This window comes from Caballeronia sp. INML2, from assembly GCF_023631365.1.
In the GTDB taxonomy this organism is placed as follows: Bacteria; Pseudomonadota; Gammaproteobacteria; order Burkholderiales; family Burkholderiaceae; genus Caballeronia; species Caballeronia turbans.
In genome coordinates this window covers 89,574-106,294 of sequence record NZ_JALQDH010000004.1, presented here as the reverse complement: position 1 = coordinate 106,294, position 16,721 = coordinate 89,574, and the positions used below count along the sequence as shown (strand labels likewise).

The window sequence follows — 16,721 nt, the reverse complement described above, 5'->3', positions numbered from 1 at the left end:
AATTGCGCGCTGTGCTTGCTCATAAAAAACACCCCAAGTCGTTGGACGGTTGTCCAACTTTTGGGGTGCAGTTCACATCGCGGGCGTTTTTGCGTCTGAAGAACGATTAGCGGAACACGACCGTCTTGTGCCCGTTCAGCAGAATGCGATGCTCCGCGTGCCACTTCACCGCGCGCGCGAGCGTCACGCATTCGACGTCGCGGCCGATCGCCGTCAGTTGATCCGGCGTCATGTTGTGATCGACGCGCTCCACTTCCTGCTCGATGATCGGGCCTTCGTCGAGATCGGACGTGACATAGTGCGCGGTCGCGCCGATCAGCTTCACGCCGCGATCGAACGCCTGATAGTAGGGCTTCGCGCCCTTGAAGCTCGGCAGGAACGAGTGATGGATGTTGATCGCGCGGCCCGCGAGCTTCTCGCACATGTTCGCCGACAGAATCTGCATGTAACGCGCGAGCACGACGAGATCCGTGTCGTGCTGATCGACGATTTCCAGCACGCGCGCTTCCTGCGCGGCCTTCGCATCGGGTGTCGCCTTCAGCAGCGGCAGATGATGGAACGGAATGTCGTAGCTCGCGGCGAGCTGATAAAAATCCTTGTGATTCGAGATGATCGCCGGAATCTCGATCTGCAACTGGCCGGTGCGATAGCGGAACAGGAGATCGTTCAGGCAGTGGCCGATCTTCGACACCATGATGACGACGCGCGGCTTCACCGAAGCGTCATGCAGTTCCCAGCGCATGCCGAATTCGTCGGCGAGATCGGCGAACGACTTGCGCAGCGCGTCGAGACCAGGATCGCCGCCGACCTCCTGAAAATGCACGCGCATGAAAAACTCGCCGGTGCGGCTGTCGCCGAACTGCGCGGAGTCGAGGATATTGGCGCCGAGATTGAACAGAAATCCCGACACGGCATGCACGATTCCCGGCCGGTCGGGGCACGACAACTTCAGGTAGAAACTATGTTCGGTCGACATGACCTTTCCTCGTTCGTTTGATTCTTGATATTCAGAGCGGCGGCGGATGGAACAGCGCGTCGATGCCTTCGCAGGCGTCCTCCCCGATCCACTGGCGGCGCAGCATGCAATCGAGCGTCGCGAGACTGGCGTCGACAGTGAGCTCGCCCTCCTCGATCCAGCGCGCGACGTCTTCGATGCGCGCAAGTCGATGCTCGCCGACCTCGCCGTCCTGGTTGCGCGGCGCGAAATCGGGCGAAAGGAAAACGTCGTAGACGAAGATCTGCTCGGCCTGCGTGCCTTCGGGCAAGGATTGCAGCACATGGAACGTGCGGCCGCGCTCGGCGGTTTGCGCGAGCCCGGCGCTCATGCCTGCTTCTTCCCAGCATTCCTTTACGAGCGTCGGCATCAGTTCGAACCCCCAGCCGATGCCGCCCGCCACGATGTTGTCGAGCATGCCGGGATCGGTCGCCTTCGTCTCGCTGCGGCGCGCGATCCACAACTGCGGCGCCTTATCTCGATATTTTACGATGCCGTTCAGATGCACCGCGTAGGTCATCGTGCCGAAGAAGCGCGACGCCGCACGCTCGATGAACGCGAGCGGCGGCGCGTCGAAGTCGTTGCGGACCGCGTAGGTTTCGTCGCGCCAGCCGGGGATTCTGCCTTCCGCGTATAACGCGCCGATGACCGCGCCTAGCGCGGCGCTGCGCGCGTTCACATCGGCGAGCGATGGGTTCAGCCGAACCGCTGCTTCGTCGATCTCGAAAACGTCCGGCCAGCTGCGCAGCGCGTCGACGTCGGTGCGGCGAATCCAGCCGACACGCTCGTCGCCGATGAAAAAGGGCGCGTGCGCGGCAGCATCGAAACGGCGCGCGGAAATGATGGCAGGCAGCGTCATGCGGGCACTCCGGTCAACGCAAGGCGACGCGAATGCCCAGCAGGATGAACGTCGCGCCCGCGAGCCGGTCGAGCCACACGCCGACGCGCGGACGGCGCTTCAGCCACGCGCCGATCATCCCCGCGCCGATGCCGAAGAGCGAAAACACGACGACCGTCTGCAGCATGAACAGCCCGCCGAGCTCGAACATCTGGAGCATCACGCTTTGCGCGCCGTGCGGATCGACGAATTGCGGCAGGAACACGATGAAGAACAGCGTGACTTTCGGGTTCAGCATGTTGCCGATCACGCTTTGGCGGAACACGGTCGAAAGCGGCTGGCTCGGGCGCGTGTGCGCGGTCGCGAGACCGTGACTGCGCAATGCCTTGATGCCGATCCAGACGAGATACGCCGCGCCGGCGAGCTTCACCGCCTGAAACGCGACGGGCGACGAACGCAGCAGCGCCGCGATGCCGAGCGCGGCGAGCGTCGTATGAAAGATCACGCCGAATGCGAAGCCGAGCGCGGCGACGACGCCCGCGAGGCGCCCTTGGGAAATGCCTCGCGCGAGTACCTGAAGATTGTCCGGGCCGGGCGCAACCGTAATCGCGACCGATGCGGCAAGAAAGAGCAGAAAGTTGGGCATCTCAATGTCCACCGAATTCGCATACGGTATAGAGCGGCACGCCGTTCTCGCGCAGCAGCTTCGAGCCGCCGAGATCCGGCAGGTCGATGATCGCCGCCGCTTCCACCACTTGCGCGCCGAGCCGCTCGAGCAGAATCTTGCCGGCCATCATCGTGCCGCCTGTCGCGACGAGATCGTCGACGATCACCACTCGATCGCCCGGCTTGCACGCATCCTCGTGAATCTCGACCGTCGCGCTGCCGTATTCCAGGTCGTACGACTGCGACAGCGTCTTGTACGGCAGCTTGCCCTTCTTGCGGATCGGCACGAAGCCCAGGCTCAGCTCGTACGCGAGAATCGGGCCGATGATGAAACCGCGCGCATCCATGCCGGCGATCACGTTGACGTTCTCGTCGATATAGCGCTGCACGAACAGGTCGATCAGCATGCGCAGCGCCTTGCGGTCTTGCAGGATCGTTGTGATGTCGCGGAACTGCACGCCGGGCTGCGGCCAGTTTTCGACGGTGCGCACGCGCTCCTTGATGAAACGCGCGGCGTCGAGCTGAGCGCTCGAAGGGGTAATGGACATGACTTCTCCGGAGTCCGCGCCGTGAGGCCGCGCGTTCGCCTTGGTGACAAAAGAGATTACGCCGCCCGGCGGTTGCGCGAGAGCCGTTCCTCGGCTTGCGCGAGCACTTCGGGCAGGCCGCGCAGCACGACGATATCGTTCGCGCGCAGCCGGGTTTCGGGGTCCGGTTCGACGCCCCGGATGCCGTGGCGCCGGATCGCGGTCACCTCGACACCATTGCCGACGAGGCCGAGATCGTCGAGCGAGTGCCCGACGGCCTCGGAATTCGCGTCGATCGGTACGGATTGTAGCCGGACCTGCTCGTGGCCATCGTCGTCATCGACATCGTCGGCGCCGTGGAAGTAGCCGCGCAGGAGGCTGTAGCGCGCATCGCGCATTTCCTCCACGCGCCGCACGACGCGACGCATCGGCACACCCATCAGCACGAGCGTGTGCGACGCGAGCATCAGACTGCCTTCGACGATCTCCGGAATCACTTCCGTCGCGCCCGCGGCGGTGAGCTTATCGAGATCGGCGTCGTCGACTGTGCGCACGATCACGGGCAAGGTCGGCGCGAGCTCGTGGATGTTGTGCAGCACGCGCAGCGCGGAAGGCGTGTTCGCATACGTGATCGCGACGGTCGCCGCGCGATGCAGACCCGCCGCGAGTAGCGACTCGCGCCGCCCGGCGTCGCCGAACACCACCGATTCGCCGGCCGCCGCGGCCGCCGCGACGCGGTCCGGGTCCAGATCGAGCGCAACGTAGGAAATCCCTTCCTGCTCCAGCATGCGCGCGAGGTTTTGCCCCGCGCGGCCGTAGCCGCAGATGATCACGTGACCGCTCTGCTTGAGGCTCTGTGTTGCGATCTTCGTCATCTGCAGCGATTGCAGCATCCATTCCGTCGACGACAGCCGCAGCACGATCCGGTCCGCGTTCTGGATGATGAACGGCGCGGCGAGCATCGAGAGCAGCATCGCGGAGAGAATCGCTTGCAGGATGATCGGGTTGACCAGATGCGAATCCAGGATCAGGTTGAGCAGCACGAAACCGAATTCGCCCGCCTGCGCGAGGCCGAGACCCGTGCGCATCGCGACGCCCGGCGTTGCGCCGAACGCGCGCGCGAGCCCGGTGATCATCACGGCCTTGAGCAGGATCGGCACGACGAAAAAGCCGAGCACGAGAAACGGATGCTCCCAGATCACACGTGGATTCAGCAGCATGCCGGTAGTCACGAAGAAGAGACCGAGCAGCACGTCGCGAAACGGCTTGATGTCCTCTTCCACCTGATGCCGATACGGCGTCTCGGCGATCAACATCCCCGCGATGAACGCGCCGAGCGCGAGCGACAGCCCGAACTTGTCGGTGATGAACGCCGCGCCCAGCGTCACCAGCAGCAGGTTCAGCATGAACAGCTCTTGCGAGCGGCGCCGCGCGACGAGATCGAACCAGCGCGTCATGAACTTCTGGCCGATGAAGAGCAGGACCGTCAATGCGACAACGATCTTCACTGCCGCGATGCCGAGCCACATCGCGAGCTGCGACGATTTGCCGTTGCCGAACGCCGCGATGATGATGAGCAGCGGCACGACCGCGAGATCCTGGAACAGCAGCACGCCGAAGATGTTGCGGCCGTGCTCCGATTCGAGTTCGAGCCGCTCCGCGAGCAGCTTGCTGACGATAGCTGTAGAGGACATGGACATCGCGCCGCCGAGCGCGAAGCTCGCCTGCCATGACATCTCGGTCCAGAAATTCGCGATCCAGCCGAAGATCAGCGCGAGCGCGATCGTCGCCGCGACCTGACTCGCGCCGAGTCCGAACACGATGCGCCGCATCGAGCGCAGCTTGGAAAGGGAGAATTCGAGCCCGATGGAAAACATCAGGAAGACAACGCCGAATTCGGCGAGATGCTGCGCGCGGTCCGAATCCGGCGCGATGCCCGCCGCGTGCGGTCCCACGATGATGCCGACCGTCAGATAGCCGAGCATCGGCGGCAAGTTGAAATAGCGAAATACGACGACGCCTGCCACGGAGCAGAGCAGCAGCAACAGCGTCATTTCGAGCGGAGAGGTCATCCGTCTAGCGTCCTCGTTCGTCAGCGTTCCGAGGCGCGTGTCTTCGGCGCTCCGGCATCTTAAAAAGGCCCCTGACGACAGGGCTTGCGGGGGCGGATAGGCGGCGGCGCGGCGCGCTCCCGGCGGGGCGGCTGAAAAACGCCTTTGCTATACTCCGCGCATGATAGCGAAAATCAATGGCGACCGGGCACTGGCGCTGGCTCGCAACGTAATCCAGATCGAAGCAGAGGCCGTTCGCGGGCTTTCCGAACTTCTCGACGAAAACTTCACGAACGCGGTCGAAACGCTGCTCGGCTGTCGCGGTCGCGTGGTCGTATCGGGCATCGGCAAGTCGGGCCATGTCGCGCGCAAATTCGCCGCGACGCTCGCGAGCACCGGCACGCCGGCGTTCTTCGTGCATCCGGCCGAAGCGAGCCACGGCGACCTCGGCATGGTCACCGCCGACGACATCTTCATCGCGCTGTCCAACTCGGGCGAAACCGAGGAACTTGTTGCCATTCTGCCGCTCATCAAGCGCCTCGGGGCGAAGCTGATCGCGATTACCGGTCGGCCCGAATCCAGTCTCGCCCAATTGGCGGACATGCATCTCAACGCGCGCGTCGAAAAGGAAGCGTGCCCGATGAATCTCGCGCCCACGGCCAGCACGACCGCCGCGATGGCGCTCGGCGACGCGCTCGCCGTCGCCGTGCTCGATGCGCGCGGCTTCGGTCCCGACGACTTCGCGCGCTCGCATCCGGGCGGCGCGCTCGGGCGGCGCCTGCTCACCTACGTCCGCGACGTCATGCGCATCGGCGACCAGGTGCCGGTGGTCTCGCTCGACGCGACCGTTTCGGACGCGCTCTTTCAGATCACCGACAAGCGCATGGGCATGACGGCCGTCATCGACGCAAACCGTCATGTCCACGGCATTTTCACGGACGGCGATCTGCGCCGCATCCTGCAGCGCGACGGCGATTTCCGCGCACTGAAGATCGTCGATGTCATGACGCGTAATCCGCGCACGATCGCGCCGGATCATCTCGCGGTCGAAGCCGTGGAACTGATGGAGCGCCATCGCATCAATCAGATGCTGGTCGTGGATGCCGATGCGACGCTGATCGGCGCACTGAACATGCACGACCTCTTCTCCAAGAAGGTAATCTGATGGCGCAGAAGCCCCCCACCGCCGCCGAACGCGCGAACCGCCTCAAGCTGATGGTGTTCGACGTCGACGGCGTTTTCACCGACGGCAGCCTCTACTTCACCGGCGACGGCGACGCGATGAAATCGTTCAATTCGCTCGACGGCCACGGCGTGAAGATGCTGCAGTCCGTCGGCGTGCAGACGGCGATCATCACGGGCCGGCAATCCGGCATCGTCGCGGCGCGTGCGCGCGAACTGGGCATCACGCATCTCTATCAGGGCGTCGCCGATAAAACCGTCGCGCTCGCCGAGTTGCTCGCCGCGACCGGCATCGCGGCCGACGAATGCGGCTATATGGGCGACGACTGGCCCGACCTCGCGGTGATGCGCCGCTGTGGCTTCGCGGCCGCGCCCGCGAACGCGCATCCGGAAGTGATCCAGCGCGTGCACTGGGTCGCGGAAGCGCGCGGCGGCCACGGCGCGGTGCGCGAAGTCTGCGACGCGATCCTGCGCGCGCAACATCGCTACGACGAACTGCTCGCCGCGGCGCTCGGAGGCTGAAGCATGCAGCGCCCGGGAAAGCTCGCCTCGCTCCTGCCGCTCCTCGCGATGGCGGCGCTCGCCGGCATCACTTACTGGCTGCTGCAAGCCACGCTGCCTCCTGCACAGCAGGCGCCTGCGCCGGAGAAGCGCCACACGCCCGACTACTTCGCCAACGACTTTTCCGTTTCCGAACTCGATGCCACCGGCACGACGCAATATCGTCTGACGGCGAAGTCGATGGTGCATTACGAAGACAACGAAATCAGCGACCTGACGCTGCCCGCGATGCGCATGTTCCAGCCGATGAAGCCGACCGTCACGGCGACGGCCATGCGCGGCACGGTGAATGGCGATGTCTCGATCGTCGATCTCTATGACGACGCGCGCATCCTGCGCGCGGCCGGCTACGGCGATCCGCAGATGCAGGCTGATTCCCAGCATTTTCGCGTGCTGGTGAACGACGATGTCATCGAAACGGAAAAACCGGTTAGACTTCAGCGCGGCCCGTCCGTGATGACGGCCTCTGGCATGAACTACAACAACGTGACCCGGGTAATGAAGCTCTTCGGTAACGTGCGCGGCGCAATCGCCGCCACGGATATCAACGGCGGCTCGTCCAAGTAACCCCGGCACTCCCATCCGAATTGTGACTGCATGAACGAAAGGTTCCCTCGTCCCGATGGCGGCCATGCGCGCGCAACGCTCGCGTGCCGCACCGCGCACGCCGCGCGGGCCGGGCTCGCCGCCGCGCTGGCCATCGCCGTTGCGCTGGCCGCGCTGCCCGCGCACGCCGAAAAGGCCGACCGCGACAAGCCGCTCAACATCGAAGCGGACAACATGTCCTACGACGACCTCAACCAGAAGAACGTCTTCACTGGCCACGTGGTCGCGACCAAAGGCTCGATCATCATCAAGGCCGACCGCGTGGACGTCACGCAGGACCCGCAGGGTTATCAGTACGCGACCGGCACGTCGACCGGCAACAATCTCGCCTATTTCCGCCAGAAGCGTGACGGCCTCGACGAGTACATCGACGGCAACGCGGTGCGCATCGACTACGACGGCAAGAACGACTTCACGAAGCTCACGACACGCGCTGTCGTGCGCCGCCTGCAAGGCCTGACGAAAGTGCAGGACGAAGTGCGCGGCAGCGTGATCACCTATGACGGCCAGAAGGACTTCTACACGGCGAGTGCGGGCAAGGACCAGGCAGGTCCCGGCAATCCGAGCGGCCGGGTGCGTGCGATGCTCGCGCCCCGCTCGGGCGGCGCCGCGCCGCTGAACGGATCGCCCGCCACGCTTTCGCCGTCGAACAGCATTCAGGGAGAGCCGCAGCAGTGAATTCGACCTCCATGCCCCACCGCAAGCCGGAAGGCCAGTCGAGTTCGCTCGTCGTGCGCAATCTGAAGAAGCGTTACGGGTCGCGCACTGTGGTGAAGGACGTGTCACTCGACGTCAAGAGCGGCGAAGTGGTCGGCCTGCTCGGTCCGAACGGCGCGGGAAAGACGACGTCGTTCTATATGATCGTCGGCCTCGTGCCGCTCGATGCCGGCGAGATCGACCTCGACGGCAATTCGATCAGCCTCTTGCCTATCCACCAACGCGCGCACCTGGGCTTGTCATATCTGCCGCAGGAAGCCTCGGTGTTTCGCAAGCTCACCGTCGAGCAGAACATTCGCGCGGTGCTGGAGTTGCAAACCGATGAGCGCGGCAAACGCCTGTCAAATGACGCCATAACCCAGCGCGCGGAAGCCTTGCTCGACGAGTTGCAGATCGCGCACCTGCGCGAGAATCCTGCGCTGTCGCTGTCGGGCGGCGAGCGCCGTCGTGTCGAGATTGCGCGCGCGCTCGCAACCAATCCCAGCTTCATTCTGCTCGACGAACCGTTCGCGGGCGTCGATCCGATCGCCGTGCTCGAAATTCAGAAGATCGTGAAGTTTTTGAAGCAGCGCAACATCGGCGTCCTGATCACGGACCACAATGTGCGCGAGACGCTCGGCATCTGCGATCATGCGTACATCATCAGCGACGGCAGCGTACTCGCGGCAGGCGCGCCCAGCGAGATCATCGAAAATGAAAACGTGCGCCGCGTCTATCTCGGCGAGCATTTCCGCATGTGACGCAACGTTGGAAAAGCGGCGCGCATCATGCGCCGCACCATGCGAAAGCAGCAAAACTTACGTGCCGCCCTCTTGGGCGGCATGCGCTTTTTTGGAATCCCCGCGAGGTTTCGCGCGCGTGGCAAACTCTCTACAATGAATAAAACTTTGCCATGAAAGCCAGCCTCCAACTCCGCCTCTCGCAGCATCTTGCGCTGACCCCGCAACTTCAGCAGTCGATCCGGCTGCTGCAGTTGTCGACGCTCGAACTGCAGCAGGAAGTCGCGATGGCCGTCGCTCAGAATCCGCTGCTCGAGAATGACGACGACTGGATCACGAGCCCGCTTCGCGTCGCCGCGGACGGCTCGCTGATCGCGGCTGCGTCGGCGCCGAGCACGCCGTCCGACTCGATGATGAGCAACGGCTCATCATCCGGCACCTCAAATTCCGAACGTTCGGAGAACAATGAGCCGCAAGGGGTCGACGAGTACAACGGCCTGGGCTCGGACAGCAGTCAGGATTCCAGTTCGTGGAACCTCGAGGACTACGGCCGCTCGAACAACGCCTCCGACGACGACGATCTCCCGCCGCTGCAAATCCACGAATCGACCACGACACTACGCGACCACCTGAGCGCGCAGTTGCGCATGACCGCGGCGAATCAGCGCGATCGTGCGCTCGTCACGTTTCTGATTGAGTCACTGGACGAAGACGGTTACCTGACCTCATCGCTCGATGAAGTGCAGACCGATCTTCCCGAAGAACTCGAAGTCGACCTCGACGAGTTGAGCGCGGCGCTCGCCTTGCTGCAAAGCTTCGATCCGCCGGGCGTAGGCGGACGCTCGGCATCGGAATGTCTGAAACTGCAGTTGCTGCGGCTCGACGGGTCGCCCACGCGCACGCTGGCGCTCGATATCGTCACGAATCATCTCGAACTGCTTGCCGCGCGCGACTTCACGCGTCTGCGCAAGCAACTGAAAGCCAGCGATGACGCCCTTCGCGACGCGCATCTGCTGATCAAATCGCTCGAGCCTTTCCCAGGCGCGGCGTACGGCAAAAGCGAAGCGGACTATGTCGTGCCGGACATCCTCGTGCGAAAAACCGCGAGCGGATGGACGGCAGAGCTGAATCCGGAGATCGTGCCGAAGCTGCGGATCAACCATTTGTACGCGAACATCCTGCGCAACAATCGCGGCGATCCGGGAAGCGGCTCGCTGCGCCAGCAGTTGCAGGAAGCGCGCTGGCTCATCAAGAATATTCAGCAGAGGTTTGAGACGATTCTGCGCGTCGCGCAGGCGATAGTGGAGCGTCAGAAGAACTTTTTTGCACATGGCGAAATCGCCATGCGGCCCTTGGTTTTGCGGGAGATTGCTGATACGCTGGGATTACACGAATCGACGGTTTCTCGTGTGACCACAGGCAAGTACATGCTCACCCCATTCGGGACGCTTGAATTTAAGTACTTCTTTGGATCGCACGTCTCGACCGACACAGGAGGCGCGGCATCGTCAACGGCGATCCGGGCCCTCATCAAGCAACTGATAGGAGCGGAAGACCCTAAAACTCCTCTTTCAGACAGCCGCATCGCCGAACTGCTGGCGGAACAAGGATTCGTGGTCGCGCGGCGTACCGTAGCCAAGTACCGCGAAGCCCTCAGGATCCCGGCAGTGAATCTGCGCAAGTCTCTATGACCCGTCTCTGTAGTCCATCGCGTGTTGTGATGGGCGTTTACCGGCCGCATCGCGAGAGCGCGGACGTGCCGGCCAATGCGGCCCGTATTTCAGTCGCGCCAGAATGACGCGCTGACGGGACGCATTGCCGACCGGTATCGGACGAGCCGACGTGATCTCACGGCCTTTAGCTTGGAGAGCAACTATGAATCTGAAGATCAGTGGACACCACCTCGAATTGACGCCTGCGTTGCGCGAGTATGTGATCACGAAACTGGACAGGGTGCTCCGTCATTTCGATCAAGTGATCGACGGCAACGTTGTCCTCTCGGTCGACAATCATAGGGAAAAGGAAAAGAGGCAGAAGGCGGAAATCAACCTGCATCTGAAGGGCAAGGACATTTTTATCGAGAGTTGTGACGCTGATATGTACGCCGCCATCGATCTGATGGTGGACAAGCTGGACCGGCAGGTCATCAGGCACAAGGACAAGATTCAGGGCCACGCCCATGAATCGGTGAAGTACCGTGGCGAGCCGCACGAAGTGGAAGCGCCGTCGCCCTGAACGCACCGTACGCACGCTCGCCGATCGATCGACGGATGACAGCGAGCCCCGCCACCACAGGATGGCGGGCGAGATTCGAGGAAAACCTCAAGTATCCGAACCAGATCGATGCGCGCATGCATCCGAACCGAAGCCGCCTCCGACTGGCGGCTTTTTTGTTGGATTTTCGCCCTGTAGTGCGACAAGCCATTGATTTTCAGGGCTTTGTGCTGCACATTGGATCGCAAAACGGTGCCATTGCGCGGCGCACCATCGGGCTGTGCCCTGTTCTATAATGATCCGGTAATTTTCGGGGTCGCACGACAGGCACGCTGCAGGGAACGCCGCCAGCGCACTTTCCGTATCACCATCGCCGTGAGCGCTTTCAGACAGCGGCCACGATGAGGAGCTATCAGGCCACGCATCAGCCTGCCAACATGAATCGTTTAGCCAAATTTCTTCCCATCGAGAACGTGGTTCTCGGACTGTCCGTTACCAGCAAGAAACGCGTATTCGAGCAAGCGGGCCTGATTTTCGAGAACCAGAACGGCATCGCCCGCAGCACCGTCACCGACAATCTCTTCGCGCGTGAGCGTCTCGGCTCGACTGGCCTGGGCGAAGGTGTCGCCATTCCGCACGGCCGCATCAAGGGGCTGAAGCAGCCGCTTGCCGCCTTCGTGCGCCTCGCCGAACCTGTCGCGTTCGAATCGCCTGACGGCCAGCCGGTCTCGCTGCTCATCTTCCTGCTCGTGCCCGAGCAGGCAACGCAGCAGCATCTTGAAATTCTCTCGGAGATCGCCCAACTGCTCTCTGACAGCGAGGCGCGCGAGCGCCTGCACAAGGAAGAAAATCGTGAGGCGCTTTATCAAGTGCTCACGCAATGGCAACCGTAACAGCCACACGAACCTAGCGATACGCGCCGAGGCGCGTCCGTGCTGCTTTCGCGCCGGGCGCGCCTCGCTTACGTGAAGCTTCTGCGGCACAATCGGTCAAACGCAGCGCCATGCGACGTACCGAAGCGACCCGCTTCGTCGTGACGCGAAGGCTGCTTCCGGCTTCCAACGGAGTTCCGGTCTCATGGATACGTCCAGCATCAACGCCCAAAGCATTTTCGACGACAACGCCGCCGCTCTGAAGCTCAGTTGGCTCACCGGGCACGAAGGCTGGGAACGCGGCTTTTCGAGCGAGACGGTCGCAAACGCGACGTCGAGCGCCGACCTCGTCGGCCACCTGAACCTGATTCACCCGAACCGTATCCAGGTGCTCGGCGACGCCGAGATCAACTACTACCAGCGTCAGTCGGACGAGGACCGTTCCCGTCACATGGCGGAACTCATCGCGCTCGAGCCGCCGTTTCTGGTCGTTGCAGGCGAAGTGGGCGCGCCGCCGGAACTCGTTCTGCGCTGTACGCGCTCGTCGACGCCGCTTTTCACGACGCGCATGTCCGCGGCGGCCGTGATCGACAGCCTGCGCGCGTACATGTCGCGCATCCTCGCGCCGCGCGCGACGCTCCACGGCGTGTTCATCGACATCCTGGGCATGGGCGTGCTGCTCACCGGCGACTCCGGTCTCGGCAAGAGCGAGCTCGGGCTGGAACTCATCAGCCGCGGCCATGGCCTCGTGGCGGATGACGCCGTCGATTTCGTGCGTCTCGGCCCGGATTTTGTCGAAGGCCGGTGCCCGCCTTTGCTGCAAAATTTGCTCGAAGTGCGCGGGTTGGGCCTTCTCGACATCAAGACGATTTTCGGTGAAACCGCCGTGCGCCGGAAGATGAAACTCAAGTTGATCGTGCAGCTCGTGCGCCGGCCGGATGGCGAATTCCAGCGCCTGCCGCTCGAAAGCCAGACCGTCGATGTGCTCGGCCTGCCAATCAGCAAGGTGACGATTCAGGTCGCGGCGGGCCGCAACCTCGCCGTGCTGGTCGAAGCGGCGGTGCGCAATACGATCCTGCAACTGCGCGGCATCGATACCTTGCGCGACTTCATGGACCGCCAGCGCCTTGCGATGCAGGATCCCGACAGCCAGTTTCCCGGCAAGCTGATCTGAGCGCGTCAGGGAACGTCGCGCGTGCCGAAACGAATCGGGCACAGGTGCTAAGCTAAGAGAAAGCGAACCCCTCGAGACCCATGCGTATCATCCTGATCACCGGCATCTCCGGTTCCGGCAAGTCCGTCGCGCTGAACGCCCTGGAAGATGGCGGCTACTATTGCGTCGACAATCTGCCGCCGCGCTTTCTGCCCGAACTCGCCGACTATCTGGCGAAGGAAGGCCAGACACGTCTCGCCGTCGCGATCGACGCCCGCTCGAGCCACTCGCTCGACGACGTGCCGGCCTTCATCCGTAAGCTCTCGGACGATTACGACCTGCGCGTGCTGTTCCTCAACGCGAGCACACAATCGCTCATTCAGCGCTTCTCCGAAACGCGCCGGCGTCACCCGCTGTCCGGCCCGCCGATGCGCGAGGCCGATGTCGGCGTGCTGAACTCGCTCGCCGAAGCGATCGAGCGTGAGCGCGAACTGGTCGCGGGCCTCGCGGAGTACGGGCATCAGATCGACACCAGCAATCTGCGCGCGAACGTGCTGCGCGCGTGGGTGAAGCGCTTCGTCGAAACGGACGCCGCCGATCTCACGCTGATGTTCGAATCGTTCGGTTTCAAGCGCGGCGTGCCGCTCGACGCCGATCTCGTGTTCGACGTGCGTACGTTGCCCAACCCGTATTACGACCGCGAGTTGCGCCCGTTCACGGGCCTCGATAAACCCATCATCGATTTCCTCTCCGCTCAGCCGCTGGTGGGCGAGATGATCGACGACATCGGCGGGTTCGTCGGCAAATGGCTGCCGCGTTTTCGCGACGACAACCGCAGCTACCTCACCGTCGCGATCGGCTGCACGGGCGGGCAGCATCGCTCGGTGTTCATCGCGGAGGCGCTTGCCGCGCGCTTTTGCGAGACGGCAAACGTGATCGTGCGGCATCGTGACGCGCCCATCCCGGCTGGGTGACAGCGCGCCTCACACGCGAATCCGATCGCCGCGCTGGCGGTCCACCCTGGAGGGGCGCGATGTCTTCGAATCCCGTTCTGGCTGACTTGCCGCTGTTTCCGCTTCATACCGTGCTGTTTCCCGGCGGCCTGCTGCCGCTCAAGATTTTCGAAGCGCGCTATCTGGACATGGCGCGCGAGTGTCTGCGCGAGAAAACGCCGTTCGGCGTCTGCCTGCTGAAGAGCGGGCACGAGGTCGCGTCACCGGGCGATCCGTCGGTGCCGGAAACCATCGGTTGCCTTGCCGAGATCTCGGAATGCGATGTCGATACCTTCGGCCTGCTGCTCGTTCAGGCCCGGGGCACCGAGCGCTTCAGGCTGACGGATCATCGCGTGGAGCCGAGCAATCTGCTCGTCGGCACGGCCGAGTTACTTGGCGACGATCAGCCGCTGCAAGGCGTGGAAGCGCTCGCAAAGTTCGGCGCGTGCGCGGAAGTGCTGGAGCGCATCATCGATACGATCCGGGAGCGCGAGCCGCAGAACCTGCCGTTTGTCGAGCCGTTTCTATTCGACGATCCCACCTGGGTATCGAACCGCCTCGCCGAAATCCTGCCGATCCCGATGCGCGCCCGGCAGAAGCTCATGGAACTGATGGACGCCGGCGCGCGTATCGACGTGGTGCATCACTACATGCAGCACCATCAACTGCTTTAGATGAGCGGACCGCTCAGCGCGTCGATAAGTTTGCGCACCGGTGCTGGAACGCCGTAGGCGTCGATCTTCGCGAGCGGCGCCCAGACCGTTTCCGTGTTCATCAATTCGCGCGGCGCGTTACGCGCTTCGCCGAGCCGCGGCTCGATATCCAGCTTGAAGTGTGTGAAGGCATGAGAGAGCGGCGCGAGTCGCTGAAGTGGCTCGTCGGCGCCGAGATCGCGCGCGACTTGCGCCAACGCGGCTTCGTCCGCGGCCTCCGGCAAGCTCCACAGTCCGCCCCAGATGCCGATCGACGGACGCTTTTGCAACAGAACGGATCCGCCGTCCTGCAGGATCAGCATCCACGTCTTGCGCGTCGGCACGGCTTTCTTCGGGCGTGCCGCAGGCAGTTCCCGCTGGCGTCCTTCGACCTTCGCCACGCAGTCCGATGCGAACGGACAGCGCGCGCAGTCCGGCTTGCCGCGCACGCACAACGTCGCACCGAGGTCCATCAGGCCTTGCGTGTAGGCGGTCACTTCGTCCTTGTTCACGGCGTCCGGGAGCAGCGATTCGGCAAGCGCCCACATCGCATTCTCGACACGTTTTTCGCCTGGAAACCCCTCGACGCCGAACACGCGCGCGAGCACGCGCTTCACGTTGCCGTCGAGAATCGTCGCGCGCGCGCCGAACGCGAACGACGCGATCGCCGCCGCCGTCGAGCGTCCGATGCCCGGCAGCATCGCGAGTGCGTCGACCGTCTGCGGAAACGCGCCGCCGTGCTCGTGCGCGACGACCTGCGCGCAGCGATGCAGATTGCGCGCGCGCGAGTAGTAGCCGAGCCCGGCCCAGAGCGCCATGACATCGTCGATGGGCGCGTCGGCGAGCACCGTCACCGTCGGAAAGCGTTCGAGGAACCGCGCGTAGTACGGGATGACGGTCGAAACCTGCGTCTGCTGCAGCATGATCTCCGAGAGCCAGACGCGATACGCATCGCGCGTGTTTTGCCACGGCAGGTCGTGGCGGCCATGAATGCGTTGCCACGCGATGAGGCGCGAAGAAAAATCGGTGAGAGCGAGCATCGGAAATTAGCGTTGGCAGCGCGGGCAGAAGTAAGTGGAGCGCTGTCCCTGGACGATTTGTCTGATCGCCGTGCCGCAAACGTGGCACGGCAAACCCGCGCGATCATAGACGAAATAGTCGAGCTGAAAGTAGCCGGATTCGCCGTTGCTGCCGACGAAATCGCGCAACGTGCTGCCGCCCTTTTCGATCGCGGCGGCGAGCGTCACGCGCACCGCATCCGCCAGCAGATCGTAACGGACGAGCGAGATGCGGCCGGCCGCGGTCGTCGGCCGAATGCCGGCGCGAAAGAGGCTCTCGGAGGCATAAATGTTCCCCACGCCGACGACGATCCCGCCCGCAAGCAGCGCCTGCTTCACCGACACCTTGCGCCCGCGCGTCTCGCGAAACAGCAGCGTGCCGGAGAATTCCGGCGAGAACGGCTCCACGCCGAGCGTCGCGAGCAGCGGATGATCGAGCACGTCGCCGTCCGCGCGCGGATGCCAGAGGATCGCGCCGAAGCGGCGCGGATCGCGGAAACGGAGAATGAAATCGTCGAACACGATATCGACGTGATCGTGCTTCGCCGCTTCAGGCGGCTTCGGCACGTGACGCAATACGCGCAACGTGCCCGTCATGCCGAGATGGACGATCAGCCATCCTTCGGCCGTTTCGAACAACAGATACTTGCCGCGCCGCTCGACCTTCTCGATCTTCAGATGATCGAGCGTCTTCGGAAGATGCTGCGGGATGGGCCAGCGCAGCGCGGGCGTGCGGACATCGACGTGCTCGACGCGACGACCGGCGACGTAGGGTTCGATTCCCCGGCGGGTGACTTCGACTTCCGGCAGTTCGGGCATTTTTCTGGAGAGAGACTTGCTGGGGCGAGTGTGCCGGTATTTTAGCCACCGCGTTACAAT

Annotated in this window: 19 protein-coding genes; 12 read left to right on the top strand and 7 right to left on the bottom strand. The window is 63.4% G+C overall.

Translation table 11 applies throughout. The features are described from left to right. Positions 1–106 precede the first annotated feature (106 nt). The 5 genes from purU to NCT32_RS01370 are packed head-to-tail and all read right to left on the bottom strand — an operon-like array spanning position 107 to position 5,097. Positions 107–976, bottom strand: coding sequence for a formyltetrahydrofolate deformylase (purU, locus tag NCT32_RS01390; protein WP_061116906.1), 870 nt, complete (start codon positions 974–976; stop codon positions 107–109). Between the two features lie 31 nt (positions 977–1,007). Then, the gene (locus NCT32_RS01385) at positions 1,008–1,853 is read right to left on the bottom strand and encodes a DUF4743 domain-containing protein (RefSeq protein ID WP_250476250.1); all 846 of its coding nucleotides are present in this window, start codon (positions 1,851–1,853) and stop codon (positions 1,008–1,010) included. A gap of 13 nt (positions 1,854–1,866) precedes the next feature. Continuing rightward, the gene (locus tag NCT32_RS01380) at positions 1,867–2,478 is read right to left on the bottom strand and encodes a LysE family translocator (RefSeq protein ID WP_061116904.1); all 612 of its coding nucleotides are present in this window, start codon (positions 2,476–2,478) and stop codon (positions 1,867–1,869) included. A 1-nt stretch (position 2,479) separates the two neighbouring features. Then, positions 2,480–3,046: an adenine phosphoribosyltransferase gene (locus NCT32_RS01375; RefSeq protein ID WP_061116903.1), complete on the bottom strand. Its 567-nt coding sequence runs from the start codon at positions 3,044–3,046 to the stop codon at positions 2,480–2,482. A gap of 56 nt (positions 3,047–3,102) precedes the next feature. Continuing rightward, positions 3,103–5,097, bottom strand: coding sequence for a monovalent cation:proton antiporter family protein (locus NCT32_RS01370; protein ID WP_061116902.1), 1,995 nt, complete (start codon positions 5,095–5,097; stop codon positions 3,103–3,105). 160 nt (positions 5,098–5,257) lie between these two features. On the opposite strand from NCT32_RS01370, the gene kdsD reads away from it, so the two are divergent. From kdsD to NCT32_RS01310, 12 genes are all read left to right on the top strand, one after another. Continuing rightward, positions 5,258–6,241: an arabinose 5-phosphate isomerase KdsD gene (kdsD, locus tag NCT32_RS01365; RefSeq protein WP_250476249.1), complete on the top strand. Its 984-nt coding sequence runs from the start codon at positions 5,258–5,260 to the stop codon at positions 6,239–6,241. Then, positions 6,241–6,780 (top strand): HAD family hydrolase, encoded by a 540-nt coding sequence (locus NCT32_RS01360; RefSeq protein ID WP_061116900.1) that lies wholly within the window; start codon positions 6,241–6,243, stop codon positions 6,778–6,780. Before kdsD ends, NCT32_RS01360 begins: the two co-directional genes overlap by 1 nt. A gap of 3 nt (positions 6,781–6,783) precedes the next feature. Further along, a complete protein-coding gene (gene lptC / locus NCT32_RS01355) occupies positions 6,784–7,386 on the top strand; it encodes an LPS export ABC transporter periplasmic protein LptC (RefSeq protein WP_061116899.1) in 603 nt (200 codons plus the stop codon). Positions 7,387–7,416: 30 nt separating this feature from the next. Next, positions 7,417–8,103, top strand: coding sequence for a lipopolysaccharide transport periplasmic protein LptA (gene lptA / locus NCT32_RS01350; protein ID WP_061116898.1), 687 nt, complete (start codon positions 7,417–7,419; stop codon positions 8,101–8,103). A gap of 11 nt (positions 8,104–8,114) precedes the next feature. Further along, the gene (gene lptB / locus NCT32_RS01345) at positions 8,115–8,882 is read left to right on the top strand and encodes an LPS export ABC transporter ATP-binding protein (protein WP_086960797.1); all 768 of its coding nucleotides are present in this window, start codon (positions 8,115–8,117) and stop codon (positions 8,880–8,882) included. 152 nt (positions 8,883–9,034) lie between these two features. Beyond that, a complete protein-coding gene (locus NCT32_RS01340; RefSeq protein ID WP_061116896.1) occupies positions 9,035–10,552 on the top strand; it encodes an RNA polymerase factor sigma-54 in 1,518 nt (505 codons plus the stop codon). A gap of 184 nt (positions 10,553–10,736) precedes the next feature. Beyond that, entirely contained in the window at positions 10,737–11,096 is a 360-nt protein-coding gene (gene hpf, locus NCT32_RS01335) for a ribosome hibernation-promoting factor, HPF/YfiA family (protein ID WP_061116895.1), read from the top strand. 35 nt (positions 11,097–11,131) lie between these two features. Continuing rightward, on the top strand, positions 11,132–11,371 hold the full coding sequence (locus NCT32_RS01330) for a hypothetical protein (protein WP_250476248.1): 240 nt from the start codon (positions 11,132–11,134) through the stop codon (positions 11,369–11,371). A gap of 141 nt (positions 11,372–11,512) precedes the next feature. Further along, the gene (gene ptsN, locus NCT32_RS01325) at positions 11,513–11,968 is read left to right on the top strand and encodes a PTS IIA-like nitrogen regulatory protein PtsN (protein ID WP_035497938.1); all 456 of its coding nucleotides are present in this window, start codon (positions 11,513–11,515) and stop codon (positions 11,966–11,968) included. A gap of 184 nt (positions 11,969–12,152) precedes the next feature. Continuing rightward, positions 12,153–13,121 carry an HPr(Ser) kinase/phosphatase gene (hprK, locus tag NCT32_RS01320; RefSeq protein ID WP_008351692.1) on the top strand — a complete coding sequence of 323 codons (969 nt, stop codon included), beginning with the start codon at positions 12,153–12,155 and terminating at the stop codon, positions 13,119–13,121. 80 nt (positions 13,122–13,201) lie between these two features. Further along, positions 13,202–14,074 carry an RNase adapter RapZ gene (gene rapZ, locus NCT32_RS01315; RefSeq protein ID WP_061116894.1) on the top strand — a complete coding sequence of 291 codons (873 nt, stop codon included), beginning with the start codon at positions 13,202–13,204 and terminating at the stop codon, positions 14,072–14,074. Between the two features lie 59 nt (positions 14,075–14,133). Then, entirely contained in the window at positions 14,134–14,766 is a 633-nt protein-coding gene (locus NCT32_RS01310) for an LON peptidase substrate-binding domain-containing protein (protein WP_061116893.1), read from the top strand. Here NCT32_RS01310 and mutY read toward each other — a convergent pair. Together mutY and mutM are read right to left on the bottom strand one after the other, a co-directional pair. Beyond that, positions 14,763–15,824, bottom strand: coding sequence for an A/G-specific adenine glycosylase (mutY, locus tag NCT32_RS01305; RefSeq protein WP_250476247.1), 1,062 nt, complete (start codon positions 15,822–15,824; stop codon positions 14,763–14,765). The genes NCT32_RS01310 and mutY overlap by 4 nt on opposite strands. Positions 15,825–15,830: 6 nt before the next feature. After that, on the bottom strand, positions 15,831–16,661 hold the full coding sequence (gene mutM, locus NCT32_RS01300; protein ID WP_061116891.1) for a bifunctional DNA-formamidopyrimidine glycosylase/DNA-(apurinic or apyrimidinic site) lyase: 831 nt from the start codon (positions 16,659–16,661) through the stop codon (positions 15,831–15,833). Positions 16,662–16,721: the final 60 nt, after the last annotated feature.